Origin of the sequence: Clavibacter lycopersici, from assembly GCF_003576405.1 — a bacterium.
Taxonomy (GTDB): Bacteria; Actinomycetota; Actinomycetes; order Actinomycetales; family Microbacteriaceae; genus Clavibacter; species Clavibacter lycopersici.
The window spans coordinates 1-17023 of sequence record NZ_QWGT01000032.1 but is presented as its reverse complement, the minus strand read 5'-3'; the positions used below and the strand labels follow the sequence as shown (position 1 = coordinate 17023).

The window sequence follows — 17023 nt, the reverse complement described above, 5'->3', positions numbered from 1 at the left end:
TGTCGCTGCTCCGGGCGGTCGCGCCGCAGGGCCTCGCGGCCGCCGCGTCCGCGCCGCGCGCGCTCGGCGCCGTGGTGGCGGCATGCCTCGCGCTCACCTGGCTGAACCCGCACGTGTACCTCGACACGGTGCTCCTCGTCGGATCCGTCGCGGCCGGCCACGGCGACGGGCGCTGGGCGTTCGGCATCGGCGCGATGCTCGCGAGCTGCGTCTGGTTCACGCTCCTCGCCACCGCCGCGCGCGTGTTCGCGCCCGTGCTCGCCCGGCCCTCGGCCTGGCGGGTGCTGGACACCGTGATCGCGGCGGTGATGCTCGTGCTCGCCGTGCAGATCCTGCTGCCGCTCGCGCCCGCCGGCATGGGGGATGCGACGCGGATCGTCGCCGCCACCGCCGTATGCGTGCTGCTCGCCGGAGCCGTGGCCGTGTGGTCGGTGGCGCGGCGCCGGCGTCTGGCCGACGCGGACCGCGCCGCGCGGACGCCGGCCGCCGCGCCCACCTCGGATCCGGTCGGAACAGTCGAGGGGTCCGCGCTGTTGGACCGAGCATGACCGTCCCGCTCTCCATCCTCGACCTCGCCCCCATCGCCCCCGGGGAGACCGCCCGCGACAGCTTCCAGGCCTCCGTCGCCCTCGCCCAGCAGGCCGAGCGGAGCGGCTACCGCCGCGTCTGGTACGCCGAGCACCACAACATGGCGTCCATCGCGTCGAGCGCGACGAGCGTGCTCATCGCCCACGTCGCCAGCCAGACGTCCACCATCCGGCTCGGCTCCGGCGGCGTCATGCTGCCGAACCACTCGCCGCTCACCATCGCGGAGCAGTTCGGCACGCTCGAGACGCTGCACCCGGGACGCATCGACCTCGGCCTCGGCCGCGCCCCCGGCAGCGACCAGGCCACCTTCCGCGCCCTACGCCGCGACCCCGGATCCTCGGACCGCTTCCCGGAGGACGTCGTCGAGCTGCAGGGCTTCCTCGCGGGCGAGAGCCAGGTCCCCGGCGTCTCCGCGACCCCCGGCGCCGGTACGCGCGTGCCCCTCTACATCCTCGGATCCTCGACCTTCGGCGCCCAGCTCGCCGCGGCGCTCGGCCTGCCGTTCGCCTTCGCGTCGCACTTCGCGCCCGACATGCTGCTCGACGCCATCGCGATCTACCGCCGCGACTTCCGCCCGTCGGAGCAGCTCGACGCGCCCTACGCGATCGCCGGCATCAACGGCATCGCGGCCGACGACCGCGCCGACGCCGAGCGCCAGTTCGCCGAGGTCCGCCGTGCCCGCCTCATGATGCTGCTCCGTCAGAGCGGGCAGATCCCGGCCGAGCAGACCTTCACCGACGACGAGCTCGACCGCCTGCTCGAGGCCCCGGTCGGCGCGCACGTCGCCAGCATGATGACCTACACGGCCGTCGGCACGGGCGCAGAGGTGTCCGACTACGCGAACCGGTTCGCGGAGCAGGCGGGCGTCGACGAGGTCATCGTCGGCCACGCCTCGCAGCGCACGCCCGAGCGCCTCCGCTCGGTCGAGCTGATGGCGGACGCGCACGCCCTGGTCGCCGCGTAGCGCGTCGGTGGCCGACGACGCCGCGCCCGGGCCGGCGGATCCGCGCGCTGCCCTGGAGGCGGTGCGCGCCGACACCCTCGCGCTCATCCGCGGTCTCGACCGCGATGTCGCGGCGATCGTCGAGGCCCGCCAGGACGCCAACTCCGACGACGAGCACGATCCCGAGGGCGCGACCCTCGCGTTCGAGCGCTCGCAGTCCGACGCGATGATCCGCGAGGCGCGCGTGCGCCTGGCCGACGTCGACGCCGCGGTCGCCCGCCTCGACGCGGGCACCTACGGCCGCTGCGAGGTGTGCGGCGAGCCGATCCCCGCGGGCCGGCTCGAGATCCGCCCCGCCGCGCGCCGATGCGTCGCGCACGCCTGAGAGGCGGCCCGGCGCAGCTCGGGCGTCAGGCCCCGTCGTCGTCGAGGTCGAGGATCAGCTGCCGCAGCAGCCCCGCGAGCACGCCGCGGTCGGCGGCCGGCAGCGTCTCGAGCAGCTCCGCCTCCTCGGCGACGAGCCGCGTGATCGCGGTGTCCACGCGCGTGCGGCCCGCGTCCGACATCACCACGAGGATCCCGCGCCCGTCGTGCGGATCCGTGCGCCGCTCCACCAGTCCGCGCGCCACGAGCCGGTCGATCCGGTTGGTCATGGTGCCCGAGGAGACGAGCGTCTGCTGCAGGAGCGCCTTGGGGCTCAGCTGGTAGGGATCGCCCGCCCGCCGCAGCGCCGACAGCACGTCGAACTCCCACGACTCCAGCTCCGACTCCTGGAACGCCGAGCGCCGGGCGCGCTCCAGCAGCCGCGACAGCCGCCCGACGCGCGACAGCACCTCGAGCGGGGAGAAGTCGAGGTCGGGTCGCTCCCGCCGCCACGCGTCGACGATGCGGTCGACCTCGTCGCGGCTGGGCATCCCCCCATCATGCCGGTCCGGGGCGTCCGCCCGGTCGCTAGCGTGATGCGCATGGCCAGCCTCCCCTCCATCCGCTCCGTCATGCCGTGGTGGTACGTCGGCGCCCTGGCCACGTCCTTCCTCGTCGCCCTCCTCCTCGCCCCGGTCGCGAACCTCGTCCTGGCGGCGCCGCTGTGGACGGGCGTCATCGGCACCGCCATCCGCGACCGGCGCCGCGGGACCGAGCAGATGCTCCCCAGGCAGGAGGCCGCGGTCGCGATGGTGCTGACCCCGGGTCTGCTCGGGATCGCCGCCCTCCTCAGCCAGGTGTGGCCCCTCCAGCACGGCGCGTTCGATGCGCGCGTGCTCATCGGCGGAGCCGTCGGGATCGCGGTCTCCGGTGCGCTGTACCTCCTGCTCCGGATCCGCGGCGACCTCCGCCGGCGCCGAGGCCGCGACGCCTGACCACCCGCCGCGCCCGGGTCCTCCGCCGGCAGGCACCTCTGGCAGACTCGTCCTGCGCACGGCCGGACCGTGAGCGGTCCGCCTTGGTGTAACGGCAGCACTTCAGCCTTTGGAGCTGTGAGGTCCAGGTTCGAATCCTGGGGGCGGAGCCACGCCCGCCGGCCGCGCCGGACAGACGCACGAGGATCAGGGAGACCGCCATGACCGAGTCAGACAGCACGCCGAGGACCCGCGAGATCCCCATCGTCACCGGCGAGCTCGACGTCGACGGCGAGCCGCGCAGCCCCTCCATCGCGGTCGTGATCCTCGCGGCCGGCCAGGGCACCCGCATGCGCTCGCGCCTCCCGAAGGTCCTCCACCCCCTCGCGGGCCTGCCGCTCGTCGGCCACGTGCTCGCCACCGCCGAGGAGCTCGGCGCGCGCCACGTCGTCACCGTGGTGCGGCACGACCGCGACCAGGTCGTCGAGGTCGTGCGATCGCTCGCGCCCGACGCGCTCATCGTCGACCAGGACGAGATCCCCGGCACCGGCCGCGCCGTCGAGGTCGGCATCACGGCGCTGCCCGACGGCTTCACCGGCCAGGTCGTCGTGCTCTCGGGCGACGTGCCGCTGCTCGACGCCGCGACCCTCCGCTCGCTCGTCTCCGCGCACCGCCAGGCGCGCAACGACCTCACGCTCCTCACCGCGCGTCTCGACGACCCGACCGGCAACGGCCGCATCATCCGCGGCCAGGACGGCGCGTTCGAGGCGATCGTCGAGCAGAAGGACGCCACGGGCGAGCAGCTCCGCATCGACGAGGTCAACGCGGGCGTCTACGTCTTCGACGCCGAGGCGCTCCGCCAGACGCTCGGCGCGATCGGCACCGAGAACGCGCAGCGCGAGAAGTACCTCACCGACGCGGCCGACGTGATCCGCCGCGCGGGCGGCGCCATCGAGGCCCTCCCCGTGCGCGACAGCTGGCTCGTCGCCGGCATCAACGACCGGGTGCAGCTCACGGCCGCGGCCACCGAGCTGAACGCGCGCATCATCCGCCGCTGGCAGCTCGCGGGCGTGACCATCCAGGACCCGCGCACCACCTGGATCGACGTGAGGGCCACGCTCGCCGCCGACGTCACGGTCCTCCCGGGCACGCAGATCCTGGGCGCCTCCACGGTCGCCGCCGGCGCGACCGTCGGTCCCGACACGACCCTCCGCGACACCGAGGTCGGCGAGGACGCGACCGTCCGCCGCACCGACGCGGAGCTGGCCGTCATCGGCGCCCGCGCCACCGTCGGCCCGTTCTCGTTCCTCCGCCCCGGCACGCGCCTCGGCGACGACGGCAAGATCGGCGCGTACGTCGAGACGAAGAACGTCGAGATCGGCGAGCACAGCAAGGTCCCGCACCTCAGCTACGTGGGCGACGCGACCATCGGCGCGCACACGAACATCGGCGCGGGAGCGGTCTTCGCGAACTACGACGGGCACACGAAGCACCGCACCGAGGTGGGCGACCACGTGCACCTGGGCTCGCGGAACGTCCTCGTCGCACCGGTTAGGATCGGTACCGGCTCCTATACGGGTGCCGGTGCCGTCATCCGCAAGGACGTCCCGCCCGGCGCACTCGGCATCTCGGTGGCGCCGCAACGCAACATGGTCGGCTGGACCGAGGCCAAGCGGCCGGGCACCCCCGAGGCCCGGGCCGCGGTCGAGGCAGCCGACGGGCACCAGGACGCATCGTCCGGGACCGATCACACCGAGCAGCACTGACGAGACGGAGTCCCGTGTCCGCAATCAAGACCGCCGGAGAGAAGCGCCTCGTGATCGTCACGGGTCGCGCTCACCCCGAGCTCGCCGAGCAGATCGCGGAGGAGCTCGAGACGAGCCTCGTCCACACCGACGCGCGGACCTTCGCCAACGGCGAGCTCTACATCCGCTACGACGAGAGCGTCCGCGGCAGCGACGCGTTCGTCATCCAGTCGCACACCGCGCCCATCAACGAGTGGCTCATGGAGCAGCTCATCATGGTGGACGCGATGAAGCGGGCGTCGGCCAAGCGGATCACCGTGGTCGCCCCGTTCTACCCCTACGCCCGGCAGGACAAGAAGGGCCGCGGCCGCGAGCCGATCTCGGCCCGCCTCGTCGCCGACCTGTTCAAGGCCGCCGGCGCCGACCGCATCATGTCGGTCGACCTGCACGCCGCGCAGATCCAGGGCTTCTTCGACGGCCCCGTCGACCACCTCTTCGCGATGCCGGTGCTCCTCGAGCACATGCGCTCGGTGCTCGACTCGAAGACCCTCACGGTCGTCTCGCCCGACATGGGCCGCGTCCGCGTGGCCGACATCTGGAGCGACAAGCTCGGCGCGCCGCTCGCCATCATCCACAAGCGCCGCGACCCGAAGGTGCACAACCAGGTCACCGTGCACGAGATCGTCGGCGACGTGGCGGGGCGCGTGTGCCTCCTGGTGGACGACCTCATCGACACCGGCCGCACCATCGTCTCGGCCGCTGAGGCGCTGAAGAAGAACGGCGCCACGGGCGTCGTCGTCGCGGCCACGCACGCGGTCTTCTCCGACCCGGCGACGCAGATCCTCGACAGCCCGCACATCGACTCGGTCGTCGTCACGGACTCGCTGCCGATCCCCGAGGAGAAGCGCTGGGACAAGCTCACGGTGCTGCCCATCGCGCCGCTGCTGGCCCGCGCGATCCACGAGGTCTTCGACGACGGATCCGTCACGAGCATGTTCGACGGCGCGGCCTAGCCCGAGCCCCCGCGCCCGTCGGGCGGGACGGACCGGGATCAGTCCCGCGAGTTCCGCTCGACGACCTCGCGCGCGACGCGCCCCGACGGGATGAGCCCGAGCGACGTGATGTGCTCGTCCCCGCCGAAGGCGTACTTCGTGTAGCACTCGTACCCCACGACGCCCGGCCCGAAGAGCTGGAACCGCACCTCGTAGGAGGGGGAGTCGGGGCGCTCGTAGGCCACGAAGTCGGCGCAGGCCATGTCTGCCGTGCTCGCGCCCACGCGCACCATGGTGACGACGCCGGGGAGCAGCAGGCTCACGATCCCGACCACGACGACCACCCGCATCACGACGAGCGTGCGCCTGCTGCGCAGGCTCCGCGGGCGGTGCGGTTCGTAGCCCGCGAGCTCCGGGTGCTCGTCCTCGTCCATCCGGTCCAGTGTGACAGACGCCCCGCCGCCCGGGATGGGCGGCGGGGCGTCTGCGTGCGGCGAGGGCTAGTGCGTGTCCTCGGCCTCGATCTCGGAGCGGTCGCCGGACCACAGCGTGTGGAAGGTGCCCTCCCTGTCGGTGCGGTGGTACGTGTGCGCGCCGAAGAAGTCGCGCTGGCCCTGCACGAGGGCCGCGGGCAGGCGCTCGGAGGCGAGCGAGTCGTAATAGCTCAGCGCCGACGCGAAGCCGGGCACCGGGATCCCCGACAGCGCGGCGACCGAGACGACCCGGCGCCACGCCTGCTCGCCGTCGGCGACGGCCTTCGCGAAGTACGGGTCCTCGAGCAGCGTCGCGAGACCGGCGTCCTTCTCGTACGCCTCGACGATGCGGTTGAGGAACTGCGCGCGGATGATGCAGCCGCCGCGCCAGATCTCCGCGACCTTGCCCTTGTCGACGTCCCAGCCGTACTCCTTCGCGCCCGCGATGATCGCGTCGAAGCCCTGCGCGTACGCGACGACCTTGCTCGCGTAGAGCGCGGCGCGCACGTCGTCCTCGAAGGTCTCGCCCGCGGGCTGGATCTCGGGGCGGCTCGTGATCGTGGCCTGCACGGCCTTCCGCTGCTCGGGCTTCGACGACACGGCGCGCGCGAACACGGCCTCCGCGATCCCGCCCACCGGCACGCCGAGGCCCACCGAGTTCTGCACGGTCCAGACGCCGGTGCCCTTGGACCCGGCCTGGTCGACGATCACGTCGACCAGCGGCTTCCCGGTCGCAGCGTCCTTCTGTCGGAGCACCTCCGCGGTGATCTCGATGAGGTACGACTCGAGGTCGCCGCCGTTCCACTCCTCGAACACGTCCGCGATGGCGGCCGGCTCGTGGCCGCCGACGCGGCGCAGCAGGTCGAACGACTCGGCGATGAGCTGCATGTCGGCGTACTCGATGCCGTTGTGGATCATCTTCACGAAGTGGCCGGCGCCGTCGGTGCCGATGTGGGTCACGCAGGGCTTGCCCTCCGCGACCGCGGCGATCGACTCGAGGATCGGGCCGAGCGTCTCGTACGCCTCCGCGGTGCCGCCGGGCATGATGCTCGGGCCCTTCAGCGCGCCCTCCTCGCCGCCGGAGATGCCGGCGCCGACGAAGTGCAGGCCCTTCGCGCGGACCTCCTTCTCCCGGCGGATCGTGTCGGTGAACAGCGCGTTGCCGCCGTCGACGATGATGTCGCCCTCCTCGAACGCCTCGGTCAGCTGCTCGATGACGGCGTCCGTGCCGCGCCCGGCCTTGACCATGATGATCGCGGTGCGGGGCCGCTGCAGCGAGGCCGCGAACTCCTCGATCGTGGTGGCGGCGACGAAGCCCGCCTCGGGGTGCTCCTCGACGAGGTCGGTGGTCTTCTGGGTGGTGCGGTTGTACACCGCGACCGTGTTGCCCTCGCGGCTGGCGAGGTTGCGGGCGAGGTTCGAGCCCATCACCGCGAGCCCCACCACCCCGATGTTCGCCGTGGCCTTCTGGTCATCTGACATCTGATGCCTCCTTGTCGACAGTCGTGCTCAGGCTACGCCCGGGCTCCCGACCGTCAGCGGGGTCCCGGGGAGCGTCTCGTAGGATGACCAGGCGCACCCACACGGTCGCGCCGCACGAGTTCCTCACCGAACCGCAGGGAGTGATCCGCATCGACGCCGTCCGCCCGTTCCCGCCCGTGATCGTGATGGGGGTCTCCGGATCCGGGAAGTCCACGGTGGGCGAGCTGCTCGCGCAGGACGCCGGCGTCCCCTTCATCGACGGCGACGACCTGCACCCCGAGGCCGACCGTCGCAAGATGGCCGAGGGCCACGCCCTCGACGACGACGACCGCCGACCGTGGCTCGAGCACGTGGGCCGCGAGCTCGCCGGCCGCCCCGAGGGCGGACCCGTCGTCGCGTGCAGCGCGCTGAAGCGCTCCTACCGCGACATCCTCCGCGCCGCCGCGCCCGACGCCGTCTTCGTGCACCTGGCCGGCGACCACGAGCTGCTGGCCGAGCGCCTGGGCTCCCGCGAGGGCCACTTCATGCCGTCGAGCCTCCTCGCGTCGCAGTTGCGCACGCTCGAGCCGCTCGGCGACGACGAGCAGGGCATCACCCTCGACATCACCGACGATCCCGTGGCGCTCGCCGACGCGGCCGTGCGCGAGCTGCTGCCGGGCGGCCGGACGGCGTCGCCCGGCCGGGTCGACGACGCGCCCGCCACGTCGACCGAGCCCGCCGCGGCCGTGCCCGAGGCGGACGTCCCCGCGCTCGTGCGGGCCGCGCGCTCCGACGCCGACGTGCCGCGCGCCGACGCCGACGTGCCGCGCTCCGACGCCGACGTGCCGGGCGCCGACGCCCCGCGCCACGCGGCCGCCGTCCCCTCCGAGGACATACGCGACGCTGACGCGGTCCCGGCCGCAGCGACCGGAGACGGCGCCCCGGCTGCCGCGGTCCACGAGCCCATCCGGGTCGCGATCGTCGGCTGCGGCGTCATCGGCACGCACCACGCGCGCGTCCTCGCCGAGCACCCCGACTTCCGCGTCGCCGCGCTCGTGGACGTCACGGCCGCCACCGCCGACGAGCTCGCCGACGTGGTCGTCGACGAGCTGCGCGCCGACCGCCCGCGGGTGTTCGCGCACCTCGGCGACATGATCCGCGAGGACGCCGCCGAGCTCGTCGTGATCTGCACCCCGAGCGGCCTGCACATCGGCCTCGCGGAGGAGGCGCTCGCCGCCGGCCTCCACGTCGTCATCGAGAAGCCGCTCGACGTCGACCTGGCGCGCGGCCGCCGCATCGCCGAGCTCGCGCGCGAGGCCGCCGGGCGGGGGATCCTCTCCACCGTCATCAGCCAGCACCGCTTCAACCCGTCGAGCGTGGTCGTCGACCGGGCCGTGCGCTCCGGCCGCCTCGGCCGCCTCACCTCCGCGGTCGCCAGCGCGCCGTGGTGGCGCAGCCAGGGCTTCTACGACTCGGGCCACTGGCGCGGCACGTGGGACCTCGACGGCGGCGGCGCCCTCATGAACCAGGGCGTGCACACGCTCGACCTCCTCGTCTCGTACCTCGGCCGTCCGGTCGAGGTGTACGCGCAGACCGCGCTGCTCGCGCACGAGGGCATCGAGGTCGAGGACGTCGCGGTCGCCGTGATCCGATTCGCCTCGGGCGCCCTCGCGACCCTGCAGGCGACCACCGCCGGCTACCCGGGCCTCGACACGCGGGTGCAGGTGCAGGGCACGCGCGGATCCGCCGTCATCGAGGCCGGATCCCTCACCTACTTCCACGCGGCGCCCGAGTCGGGCGTGCCCGCCCAGGCGGACGTGCGGAACGACGCCGAGCTCGAGCTGCACGCGGCCGACCTGCCGCGCTCGCCGCGACTCGACAACACCTACCTCGAGGGCCACTACCGGCAGTACGACGACATCGCCGACGCCCTGCGCACGGGCCGCCCCGCCGGGGTCACCGTGGACGACGCGTTCGTGTCGCTCGCGACCGTGGTCAGCGTCTACGTCTCGGCGACGCTCGGCGCGCCCGTCGCGTTCGAGGACGTCGTCGACGGCGTGCACGACGGCCTGCGCCTCCGGGTCGGGCAGTCCACGCCGCCCGCGCCGGGATCCCCGTCGCCCGCCGCCGCGGACGCGTCGACCGGGGAGGCGTCCGTCCGCTAGGATCGGGGGTTGAACTTCGGCGAGGGATCGCAGGGGCCGTGCGCGAGCACGGCGGCGGTCCGTTATCGACGCGGTGGACGGGGCTCGCACCTCATTCCTCACGCGCAAGCGTTCGAGCAGACGACAGACACACGACGCGAGCCCTCACGGGCCGCAATTGGAGCGACACCATGGTTGACAACAACCTCGCCGCTGAGCTGCGCACGCAGTTCGGCAAGGGCGCGGCCCGCAAGATCCGCGCGGTCGGCAAGATCCCCGCGGTCATCTACGGCCACGGCACCGACCCGCAGCACGTCACCCTCCCGGGTCACGAGCTCATGCTCATCATCCGCAAGGCGAACCAGATCATCACGCTCGACATCGAGGGCACGCCGCAGCTCGCGCTGGTGAAGGACGTCCAGAAGGACCCCGTGCGCCAGATCATCGAGCACGTCGACCTCATCGTCGTCCGCCAGGGCGAGCGCGTCGAGGTCGAGGTCCCGATCCATGTCGAGGGCGAGTCCTACCCCGGCACGATCCACAGCCTCGAGTACACGTCCATCACGGTCGAGGTCGAGGCCACGCACATCCCGGAGCGCTTCGTCGTCTCCATCGAGGGCTTCGAGGACGGCACGCAGGTCTCGGCCGGCCAGGTCGACCTGCCCGCAGGCGCCGTGCTGGTCACCGACCCCGAGACGCTCGTGCTCGCGGTCTCCGTGCCCCAGCTCGACCTCACGACCGACGCCGAGGACGAGGACACCGTCGCCGAGGGCGACGCGGATGTCGCGGTCACCGACGACGGCGCCACCGGCGACCAGTCCGGCGACGACAAGTAGCCACCACCCGCGGCCCCGGCCGCACGCACGACAGCACCACGGAGCCCGTCGGCCGCCGTCCGGGACACCGGCAGCGGCCGGCGGGCTCCGCGCATCCGCCCCGAGGATGCGACGACCTGAGGGAGAACGCACGTGGACGACCGGACCCTGCTCGTGGTCGGCCTCGGCAACCCCGGCCCGCAGTACGCGGGCACGCGGCACAACGTCGGCCAGATGGCGCTCGACGTGCTCGCCGACCGGATGCGCGCCACCTTCCGCTCGCACCGCGCCAACGCGCAGGTCGCGGAGGGTCGCGCGGTCCCCGGTGGTCCGAAGCTCATCCTCGCGAAGCCGAACTCGTTCATGAACCTGTCCGGCGGGCCGGTCGCGAACCTCCTCAAGTACTTCTCGCTCGAACCCGCGCAGCTCGTCGTCGCGCACGACGAGCTCGACATCCCGTTCGACTCCATGAAGCTCAAGCAGGGCGGCGGGCACGGCGGCCACAACGGGATCCGCGACATCATCTCCTCCGCGGGCACGGGCGACTTCACGCGCGTGCGCATCGGCATCGGCCGTCCGCCCGGCCGCCAGGACGCCGCCGACTTCGTGCTCAAGCCCTTCTCCTCCACGGAGCGCCAGGTGCTGCCGAACGTCCTCGAGGACGCGGCCGACGCCGTCGAGATGATCGCCGCCGAGGGCCTCATCGCGGCGCAGCTGCGCTTCCACACCGCCGCGTCCTGATCCCCGCGCGTCCGCCCTCGGCGGACGACGGCGAGCGCGTCGGTGGCGGCGCGTACGATCATCTGGTGATCCTCCAGGGCTTGATCCCGGCGCTCTCGCGCGCCTCCACGTTCGACGACGCCCTCGCATCGGCCTCCCGCGACGCCGACTTCTCCCTCACCGAGGGGCTCCAGGGACCGCTGCTCGCGGGGCTCCTGCGCCAGCGCATCCAGCGCGGCATCCCGGGGTGCCTGCTCGTCGTCACCGCCACCGGCCGCGAGTCCGAGGGCATGCGCCGCAGCCTCGACGCCGTGCTGCCGGACGCCGAGATCCTCGAGTTCCCCGCGTGGGAGACGCTGCCGCACGAGCGGCTGAGCCCGAGCGCCGAGATCGTGGGCAAGCGGATCCATGCGCTCCGCCGCATGGAGCAGTGGCACGCCGCGCTCGGGCAGGGCGCCCGCGAGGTGCCGGCCGACCGGGTGCGCCCGCTCGTGATCGTCGCCTCGGTGCGCGCGGCGCTGCAGCCGGTCGCCGACAACCTCACCGAGCTCGCGCCCGTGCAGCTCGCCACCGGCAGCCGCGGGCACGACCTGTCCGAGCTCGCGGTGCGGCTGGTCGACCTGGCGTACTCGCGCGTCGACATGGTCACCCGCCGCGGCGAGTTCGCGGTGCGCGGCGGCATCCTCGACGTCTTCCCGCCCGTGTCCGACCACCCCGTGCGCGTCGAGTTCTTCGGCGACGAGGTCGACCAGATGCGGCCGTTCGCGGTAGCGGACCAGCGCTCGCTCGACGAGACCGTCGACTCCGTCGAGCTGCCGCCGAGCCGCGAGCTGCTGCTGAGCGCGCCCGTGCGCCAGCGTGCCCGCGAGATGCAGCACGAGTTCCCGAACCTGCAGCAGATGCTCGCGAAGATCGCCGAGGGCATCCCCGTCGAGGGCATGGAGTCGCTCGCGCCCGCGCTCGTCGACAGGCTCGTCCCGGTCACGCACTACCTGCCGGTCGACGCGGCCATCGCGGTCGTCTCGCCCGAGCGCGTGTCCACCCGCGCGCAGAGCCTCGCGGACACGAACCGCGAGTTCCTCGACGCCGCGTGGAACGCCGCGACCGCGGGCGCGCAGGCGCCCATCGACCTCGCGTCCGGCGACTTCCTCTCCCTCGGCCGGCTGCGCGACGCGCGCGGTCCCCGCCGCTGGTGGACCCTCTCCGGCTTCCAGGCCACCGACGTGCTGCCGGAGGACCTCGGGATCGACGAGGTCATGACCGTGCGCATCCAGGCGGATCCCGTGCCGAGCTTCGCGGGCAACGCCGACGGCGCCATCGAGCACGTGCGCGAGCGCCTGGCCGCCGGCTGGTCCGTGGGCGTCGTGGCCCAGGGATCCGGGCTCGTCGAGCGCGCCGACACCGTGCTGCGCGAGGCGGGCGTGCCCGCGCGCGTGGTCGAGGAGTTCCCCGCCGAGCCCGAGCCCGGCATCGCCTACCTGCTCCGCTCCGCCATCGACGCGGGCTTCGAGATGCCCGAGGTCAAGCTCGCGCTCCTCACCGAGAGCGAGTTCTACGGGCGCGCCGCCGGGTACGACAGCCGCCAGGTCAAGAAGCTCGCCACCCGGCGCAAGAACGTGGTGGATCCGCTGCAGCTGAAGACCGGCGACCACGTCGTGCACACCACGCACGGCATCGGGAGGTTCGTGGAGCTCACCCAGCGCGAGGTCTCCTCGGGCGGCCGCAACGCCGTGAAGACCCGGCGCGAGTACCTCGTCATCGAGTACGCGCCCTCGAAGCGCGGCTACCCGGGCGACAAGCTCTTCGTGCCCACCGACCAGCTCGACCTCCTCAGCCGCTACGTCGGCGGGGAGGAGCCGTCGCTCAGCAAGATGGGCGGCAGCGACTGGGCCGCCGCGAAGGGCAAGGCGCGCCGGGCCGTCCGCGACATCGCGGTCGAGCTCGTGAAGCTGTACTCGGCGCGCATGGCGTCGCGCGGACACTCCTTCCCGCCGGACACCCCGTGGCAGCGCGAGCTCGAGGAGGCGTTCCCCTTCATGGAGACGCCCGACCAGCTCACCGTCATCGACGAGGTCAAGCGCGACATGGAGAGCCCCATCCCCATGGACCGCCTCATCTCGGGCGACGTCGGCTTCGGCAAGACCGAGATCGCCGTGCGGGCCGCGTTCAAGGCCGTGCAGGACGGCAAGCAGGTCGTGATGCTCGTGCCCACCACCCTGCTCGTGAAGCAGCACTTCGAGACGTTCTCCGAGCGCTTCGCCGGGTTCCCCGTGCACCTGCGCCAGCTCAGCCGCTTCCAGTCCGAGAAGGAGTCGCGCGAGACCGTCAAGGGCCTCGAGGACGGATCCGTCGACGTCGTCATCGGCACGCACCGCCTGCTCACGGGCAGCATCGCGTTCAAGGACGTGGGGCTCGTCATCATCGACGAGGAGCAGCGGTTCGGCGTCGAGCACAAGGACGCGCTGAAGAAGCTGAAGGCGAACGTGGACATCCTCGCGATGTCGGCCACGCCGATCCCGCGCACGCTCGAGATGGCCGTCACGGGCATCCGCGAGATGTCGACGCTCGCGACCCCGCCGGAGGACCGGCACCCGATCCTCACCTTCGTGGGCCCGAACAGCGAGAAGCAGATCGCCGCGGCCATCCGTCGCGAGCTGCTGCGCGAGGGCCAGGTGTTCTTCGTGCACAACCGCGTCTCGAGCATCAACCGGGTCGCGTCGGAGCTCGCCGAGCTCGTGCCCGAGGCGCGCGTCGCCGTCGCGCACGGCAAGATGAGCGAGGCGATGCTCGAGCAGGTCATCGTCGACTTCTGGGAGCGGAAGTTCGACGTGCTCGTGTCGACCACCATCATCGAGACCGGCCTCGACATCGCGAACGCGAACACGCTCATCATCGACCGGGCCGACAAGTACGGCCTCAGCCAGCTGCACCAGCTGCGCGGTCGCGTCGGCCGCGGGCGGGAGCGCGCGTACGCGTACTTCCTCTACGACGCCGACAAGCCGCTGTCCGAGACGGCGCACGACCGGCTGTCCACCATCGCGGCGAACAACGAGCTGGGATCCGGCATGCAGGTCGCGCTGAAGGACCTCGAGATCCGCGGCGCCGGCAACCTGCTGGGCGGCGAGCAGTCCGGCCACATCCAGGGCGTCGGCTTCGACCTGTACCTGCGGATGATCGGCGAGGCCGTCTCCACGTTCCGTGGCGACGTGGCCGAGGGCCAGACCGAGCTGCGGCTCGAGCTGCCGGTCGATGCGCACATCCCCGAGGAGTACGTCGACAGCGAGCGGCTGCGCCTCGAGGCGTACCAGAAGCTGTCCACGGCGGCCTCGCCCACGGCCGCCGACGACCAGATCGACCGGGTCATCGAGGAGCTGGCGGACCGCTACGGCGAGCCGCCCGTGGAGGTCGACAACCTCGTGCGGGTCTCGCGGCTGCGTCGCGTGGCGCAGCGGGCCGGCCTCAGCGAGGTCGTCGCGATGGGGCCGAACCTCCGCATCGCGCCGGCCGACCTCGCCGACAGCAAGCAGGTGCGCCTGCAGCGCATGTACCCGGGAAGCCGGCTGTTCGCGCAGACCAACGCGGTCACCGTGCCGCTGCCCAAGCGCGACGGCGAGCCGCTGCCCGACGCCGAGCTCGTGGACTGGGTGCGGCAGCTGCTCGACGCCGTGTTCACGGTGGAGCCGGCGCCGGCCGCGAAGGAGTCCGCGCCGAAGGCGTGATCGACGACGGGCCGATGGGCGCCTAGGCGCGCGCCGGCCCGCCGTCCGCGTGCGCGGGGAAGTCGTCGCGCGTCGCGTCGTCGCCGTCCGTGGGGGCGCCGTCACGGCGCGCACGACGGCTGCGGATGGAGAGCGTGATCGCGGCGGCGACCATCGAGACGCCCGAGCCGAGCAGCACCGCGAGGGTCCCCTCGTCGCGCACCTCGTCGAGGCCCGCGAACGCCAGCTCGCTCATCAGCAGCGACACCGTGAAGCCGATGCCGCCGAGGAGCGCGACCGTCACGAGGTCCGGCAGCGCGAGGCCGCCCGGTGCGCCACGTCGGCGCGCGACGGCCGCGCCGACGAGCCCGCCCGCGGTGATCCCCACGAGCTTGCCGACGGGCAGCGCCAGCGCGATGCCCCAGAACGCGGGCGCCAGCTCGGCGAGGCCCACGGCGGGGATCGCGACGAGCGCGGCGGAGAACGCGAACAGGGGCAGCACGATCCCGTTCGATGCGGGCTCCAGGGCGTGCGCCGCGCGGAGGCCGGAGATGCGGGGGAGCGCGAAGCCGAGGGCGACGCCCGCGATGGTCGCGTGGATCCCGGAGGAGAGCGTCGCCCACCACGTCACGAGGGCGATGAGCACCAGCAGCGCGACCACGGCGATCCGCGCGACACCCGTCCGCCCGGCGCCGAGGCGGCCGACGACCGCGAACAGGACGACCCCCGCGACCGCGAGGCCGAGCGCGCCCAGCTCGAGGTCGGTCGTGAAGAAGACCGCGATGATCACGATGGCGATGAGGTCGTCGAGCACCGCGAGCGCCAGCAGGAACACGCGCACCGCGGCGGGGAGCCCCCGGCCGAACACCGCGAGCACGCCGAGCGCGAAGGCGATGTCGGTCGCGGTGGGCACGGGCCAGCCCCGCGCGAATCCGCTGCCGGCGGTGATGGCGAGGTAGACGAGCGCCGGGACGATGACGCCGCCGACGGCGGCGATCGCGGGCACGAGGGCGCGCGAGACGCTGTCCAGCTCGCCCGCGAGAAATTCGTGCTTGAGCTCGACCGCGACGATGAAGAAGAAGACGACGAGCAGGCCGTCGCTCACCCAGTGCCGGAGCGTGAGGTCGACGCCGATCGCGGGGACGGCGAGGTGCCCGTCCGCCCACGCGATGAGCCCGGGACCCGCGGGCGTGTTCGCGACGACCAGGCCGACGACGGCCGCGAGGAGGAGGAGTCCGGCGGCGACGCGCTCGGAGCGGATGAGGGCGGTCATGGGCGCCTTCCGGGGTCGATGGATGCGGAGACGGTCACCCGCCGCCGACCAGACTTCCCGGCACACCGCGGACGAGCCTACCCGCGGCCCGGTGCGAGGATGGCGGGATGAGCGAGCCCGCGTCCCCGTCCGCATCCGCCGCCGACGCCGCGTCCGCCGCCGTCGCGGAGCTCGCCGCCGCGATGGCCGTGCTGCGCGCGCCCGACGGCTGCGTCTGGAACCGCGGGATGACGCACCGGACCCTCGTCCCGTACCTCCTCGAGGAGAGCCACGAGCTCGTCGAGGCCATCGAGACCGACGACGTCCCCGGCATGCGCGAGGAGCTCGCCGACGTGCTCCTCCAGGTCGTCTTCCACGCCGACATCGCGCGCACCGAGGGCGAGGGCTTCGACCTCGCCGACGTCGCCCGCACCGCGACGGAGAAGATGGTGCGCCGCCACCCGCACGTCTTCGGCGACGAGCGCGCCGACACGGTCGAGGAGGTCCTGCGCGTCTGGGGCGCCGCCAAGGACCGCGAGAAGTCGGCGCGCACGAGCGTCGTCGACGGGATCCCCATGGGCATGCCCAGCCTGGCCCTCGCCGACAAGCTGCTCGGCCGGGCGGAGCGCATCGGCCTGCTCGAGGCGGACGCCCCGGCCGCGATCCCGGTCGACGACGAGGACGACCTCGGCCGGCTGCTCCTCGCGGTGGCGGTCTCGGCCAGGTCGCGCGGCCTGGACGCGGAGCGCGCGCTGCGGACGACGCTGCGGTCGCTGACGGCGGAGGTCCGGGCGGCAGGGATCCGGGCGGCGGAGTCCCGGACGGCGGAGCACGAGCCCGCCGACGGCGAGCCGG

The 17023-nt window shown here is 73.2% G+C and carries 15 protein-coding genes and 1 tRNA gene; 12 read left to right on the top strand and 4 right to left on the bottom strand.

Going from position 1 to position 17023, the window contains the following annotated elements; translation table 11 throughout:
- The 3 genes from DZG00_RS04040 to DZG00_RS04030 form a co-directional block, all read left to right on the top strand.
- A partial coding sequence (locus DZG00_RS04040) for a LysE/ArgO family amino acid transporter (protein WP_119455401.1) occupies nt 1-548 on the top strand: 548 nt, incomplete at its 5' end.
- Complete coding sequence (locus tag DZG00_RS04035) at nt 545-1552, top strand: LLM class flavin-dependent oxidoreductase (RefSeq protein WP_119383294.1); 1008 nt, start codon at nt 545-547, stop codon at nt 1550-1552. The genes DZG00_RS04040 and DZG00_RS04035, both read left to right, overlap by 4 nt.
- A 7-nt stretch (nt 1553-1559) precedes the next feature.
- Nucleotides 1560-1916 (top strand): TraR/DksA family transcriptional regulator, encoded by a 357-nt coding sequence (locus tag DZG00_RS04030; RefSeq protein ID WP_119455400.1) that lies wholly within the window; start codon nt 1560-1562, stop codon nt 1914-1916.
- 25 nt (nt 1917-1941) lie between these two features.
- Here the strand turns inward: DZG00_RS04030 and DZG00_RS04025 are convergent, their stop codons facing one another.
- Complete coding sequence (locus DZG00_RS04025; RefSeq protein WP_119382321.1) at nt 1942-2445, bottom strand: MarR family winged helix-turn-helix transcriptional regulator; 504 nt, start codon at nt 2443-2445, stop codon at nt 1942-1944.
- 51 nt (nt 2446-2496) lie between these two features.
- Here DZG00_RS04025 and DZG00_RS04020 point away from each other — a divergent pair, with 51 nt between their 5' ends.
- The 4 genes from DZG00_RS04020 to DZG00_RS04005 all read left to right on the top strand — a co-directional run bounded on the left by DZG00_RS04020 (nt 2497) and on the right by DZG00_RS04005 (nt 5626).
- Nucleotides 2497-2889, top strand: a complete 393-nt coding sequence (locus DZG00_RS04020) for a hypothetical protein (protein WP_147359919.1) — start codon at nt 2497-2499, stop codon at nt 2887-2889.
- 77 nt (nt 2890-2966) lie between these two features.
- A tRNA-Gln gene (locus DZG00_RS04015) sits at nt 2967-3041 on the top strand.
- Between the two features lie 48 nt (nt 3042-3089).
- On the top strand, nt 3090-4634 hold the full coding sequence (glmU, locus tag DZG00_RS04010; protein ID WP_119382319.1) for a bifunctional UDP-N-acetylglucosamine diphosphorylase/glucosamine-1-phosphate N-acetyltransferase GlmU: 1545 nt from the start codon (nt 3090-3092) through the stop codon (nt 4632-4634).
- A 14-nt stretch (nt 4635-4648) separates the two neighbouring features.
- Nucleotides 4649-5626, top strand: a complete 978-nt coding sequence (locus tag DZG00_RS04005) for a ribose-phosphate diphosphokinase (RefSeq protein WP_119382318.1) — start codon at nt 4649-4651, stop codon at nt 5624-5626.
- Nucleotides 5627-5664: 38 nt separating this feature from the next.
- On the opposite strand, the gene DZG00_RS04000 is transcribed toward DZG00_RS04005, so the two are convergent.
- Nucleotides 5665-6039: a hypothetical protein gene (locus tag DZG00_RS04000; RefSeq protein ID WP_119382317.1), complete on the bottom strand. Its 375-nt coding sequence runs from the start codon at nt 6037-6039 to the stop codon at nt 5665-5667.
- A gap of 66 nt (nt 6040-6105) precedes the next feature.
- Entirely contained in the window at nt 6106-7560 is a 1455-nt protein-coding gene (gene gnd / locus DZG00_RS03995; protein WP_119382316.1) for an NADP-dependent phosphogluconate dehydrogenase, read from the bottom strand.
- A gap of 83 nt (nt 7561-7643) precedes the next feature.
- Here gnd and DZG00_RS03990 point away from each other — a divergent pair, with 83 nt between their 5' ends.
- The 4 genes from DZG00_RS03990 to mfd all read left to right on the top strand — a co-directional run bounded on the left by DZG00_RS03990 (nt 7644) and on the right by mfd (nt 14937).
- Nucleotides 7644-9704 (top strand): gluconokinase, GntK/IdnK-type, encoded by a 2061-nt coding sequence (locus tag DZG00_RS03990; protein WP_119455399.1) that lies wholly within the window; start codon nt 7644-7646, stop codon nt 9702-9704.
- 170 nt (nt 9705-9874) lie between these two features.
- Nucleotides 9875-10519 carry a 50S ribosomal protein L25/general stress protein Ctc gene (locus DZG00_RS03985; RefSeq protein WP_119382167.1) on the top strand — a complete coding sequence of 215 codons (645 nt, stop codon included), beginning with the start codon at nt 9875-9877 and terminating at the stop codon, nt 10517-10519.
- Nucleotides 10520-10651: 132 nt separating this feature from the next.
- Nucleotides 10652-11239: an aminoacyl-tRNA hydrolase gene (pth, locus tag DZG00_RS03980; protein WP_119382166.1), complete on the top strand. Its 588-nt coding sequence runs from the start codon at nt 10652-10654 to the stop codon at nt 11237-11239.
- A 65-nt stretch (nt 11240-11304) separates the two neighbouring features.
- On the top strand, nt 11305-14937 hold the full coding sequence (mfd, locus tag DZG00_RS03975; protein ID WP_119382165.1) for a transcription-repair coupling factor: 3633 nt from the start codon (nt 11305-11307) through the stop codon (nt 14935-14937).
- Nucleotides 14938-14959: 22 nt separating this feature from the next.
- Here the strand turns inward: mfd and DZG00_RS03970 are convergent, their stop codons facing one another.
- Nucleotides 14960-16189, bottom strand: coding sequence for a Na+/H+ antiporter NhaA (locus DZG00_RS03970; protein WP_119455398.1), 1230 nt, complete (start codon nt 16187-16189; stop codon nt 14960-14962).
- Nucleotides 16190-16296: 107 nt separating this feature from the next.
- Here DZG00_RS03970 and DZG00_RS03965 point away from each other — a divergent pair.
- The coding region (locus DZG00_RS03965) for a nucleoside triphosphate pyrophosphohydrolase (RefSeq protein ID WP_199689790.1) at nt 16297-17023 on the top strand (727 nt) is incomplete at its 3' end.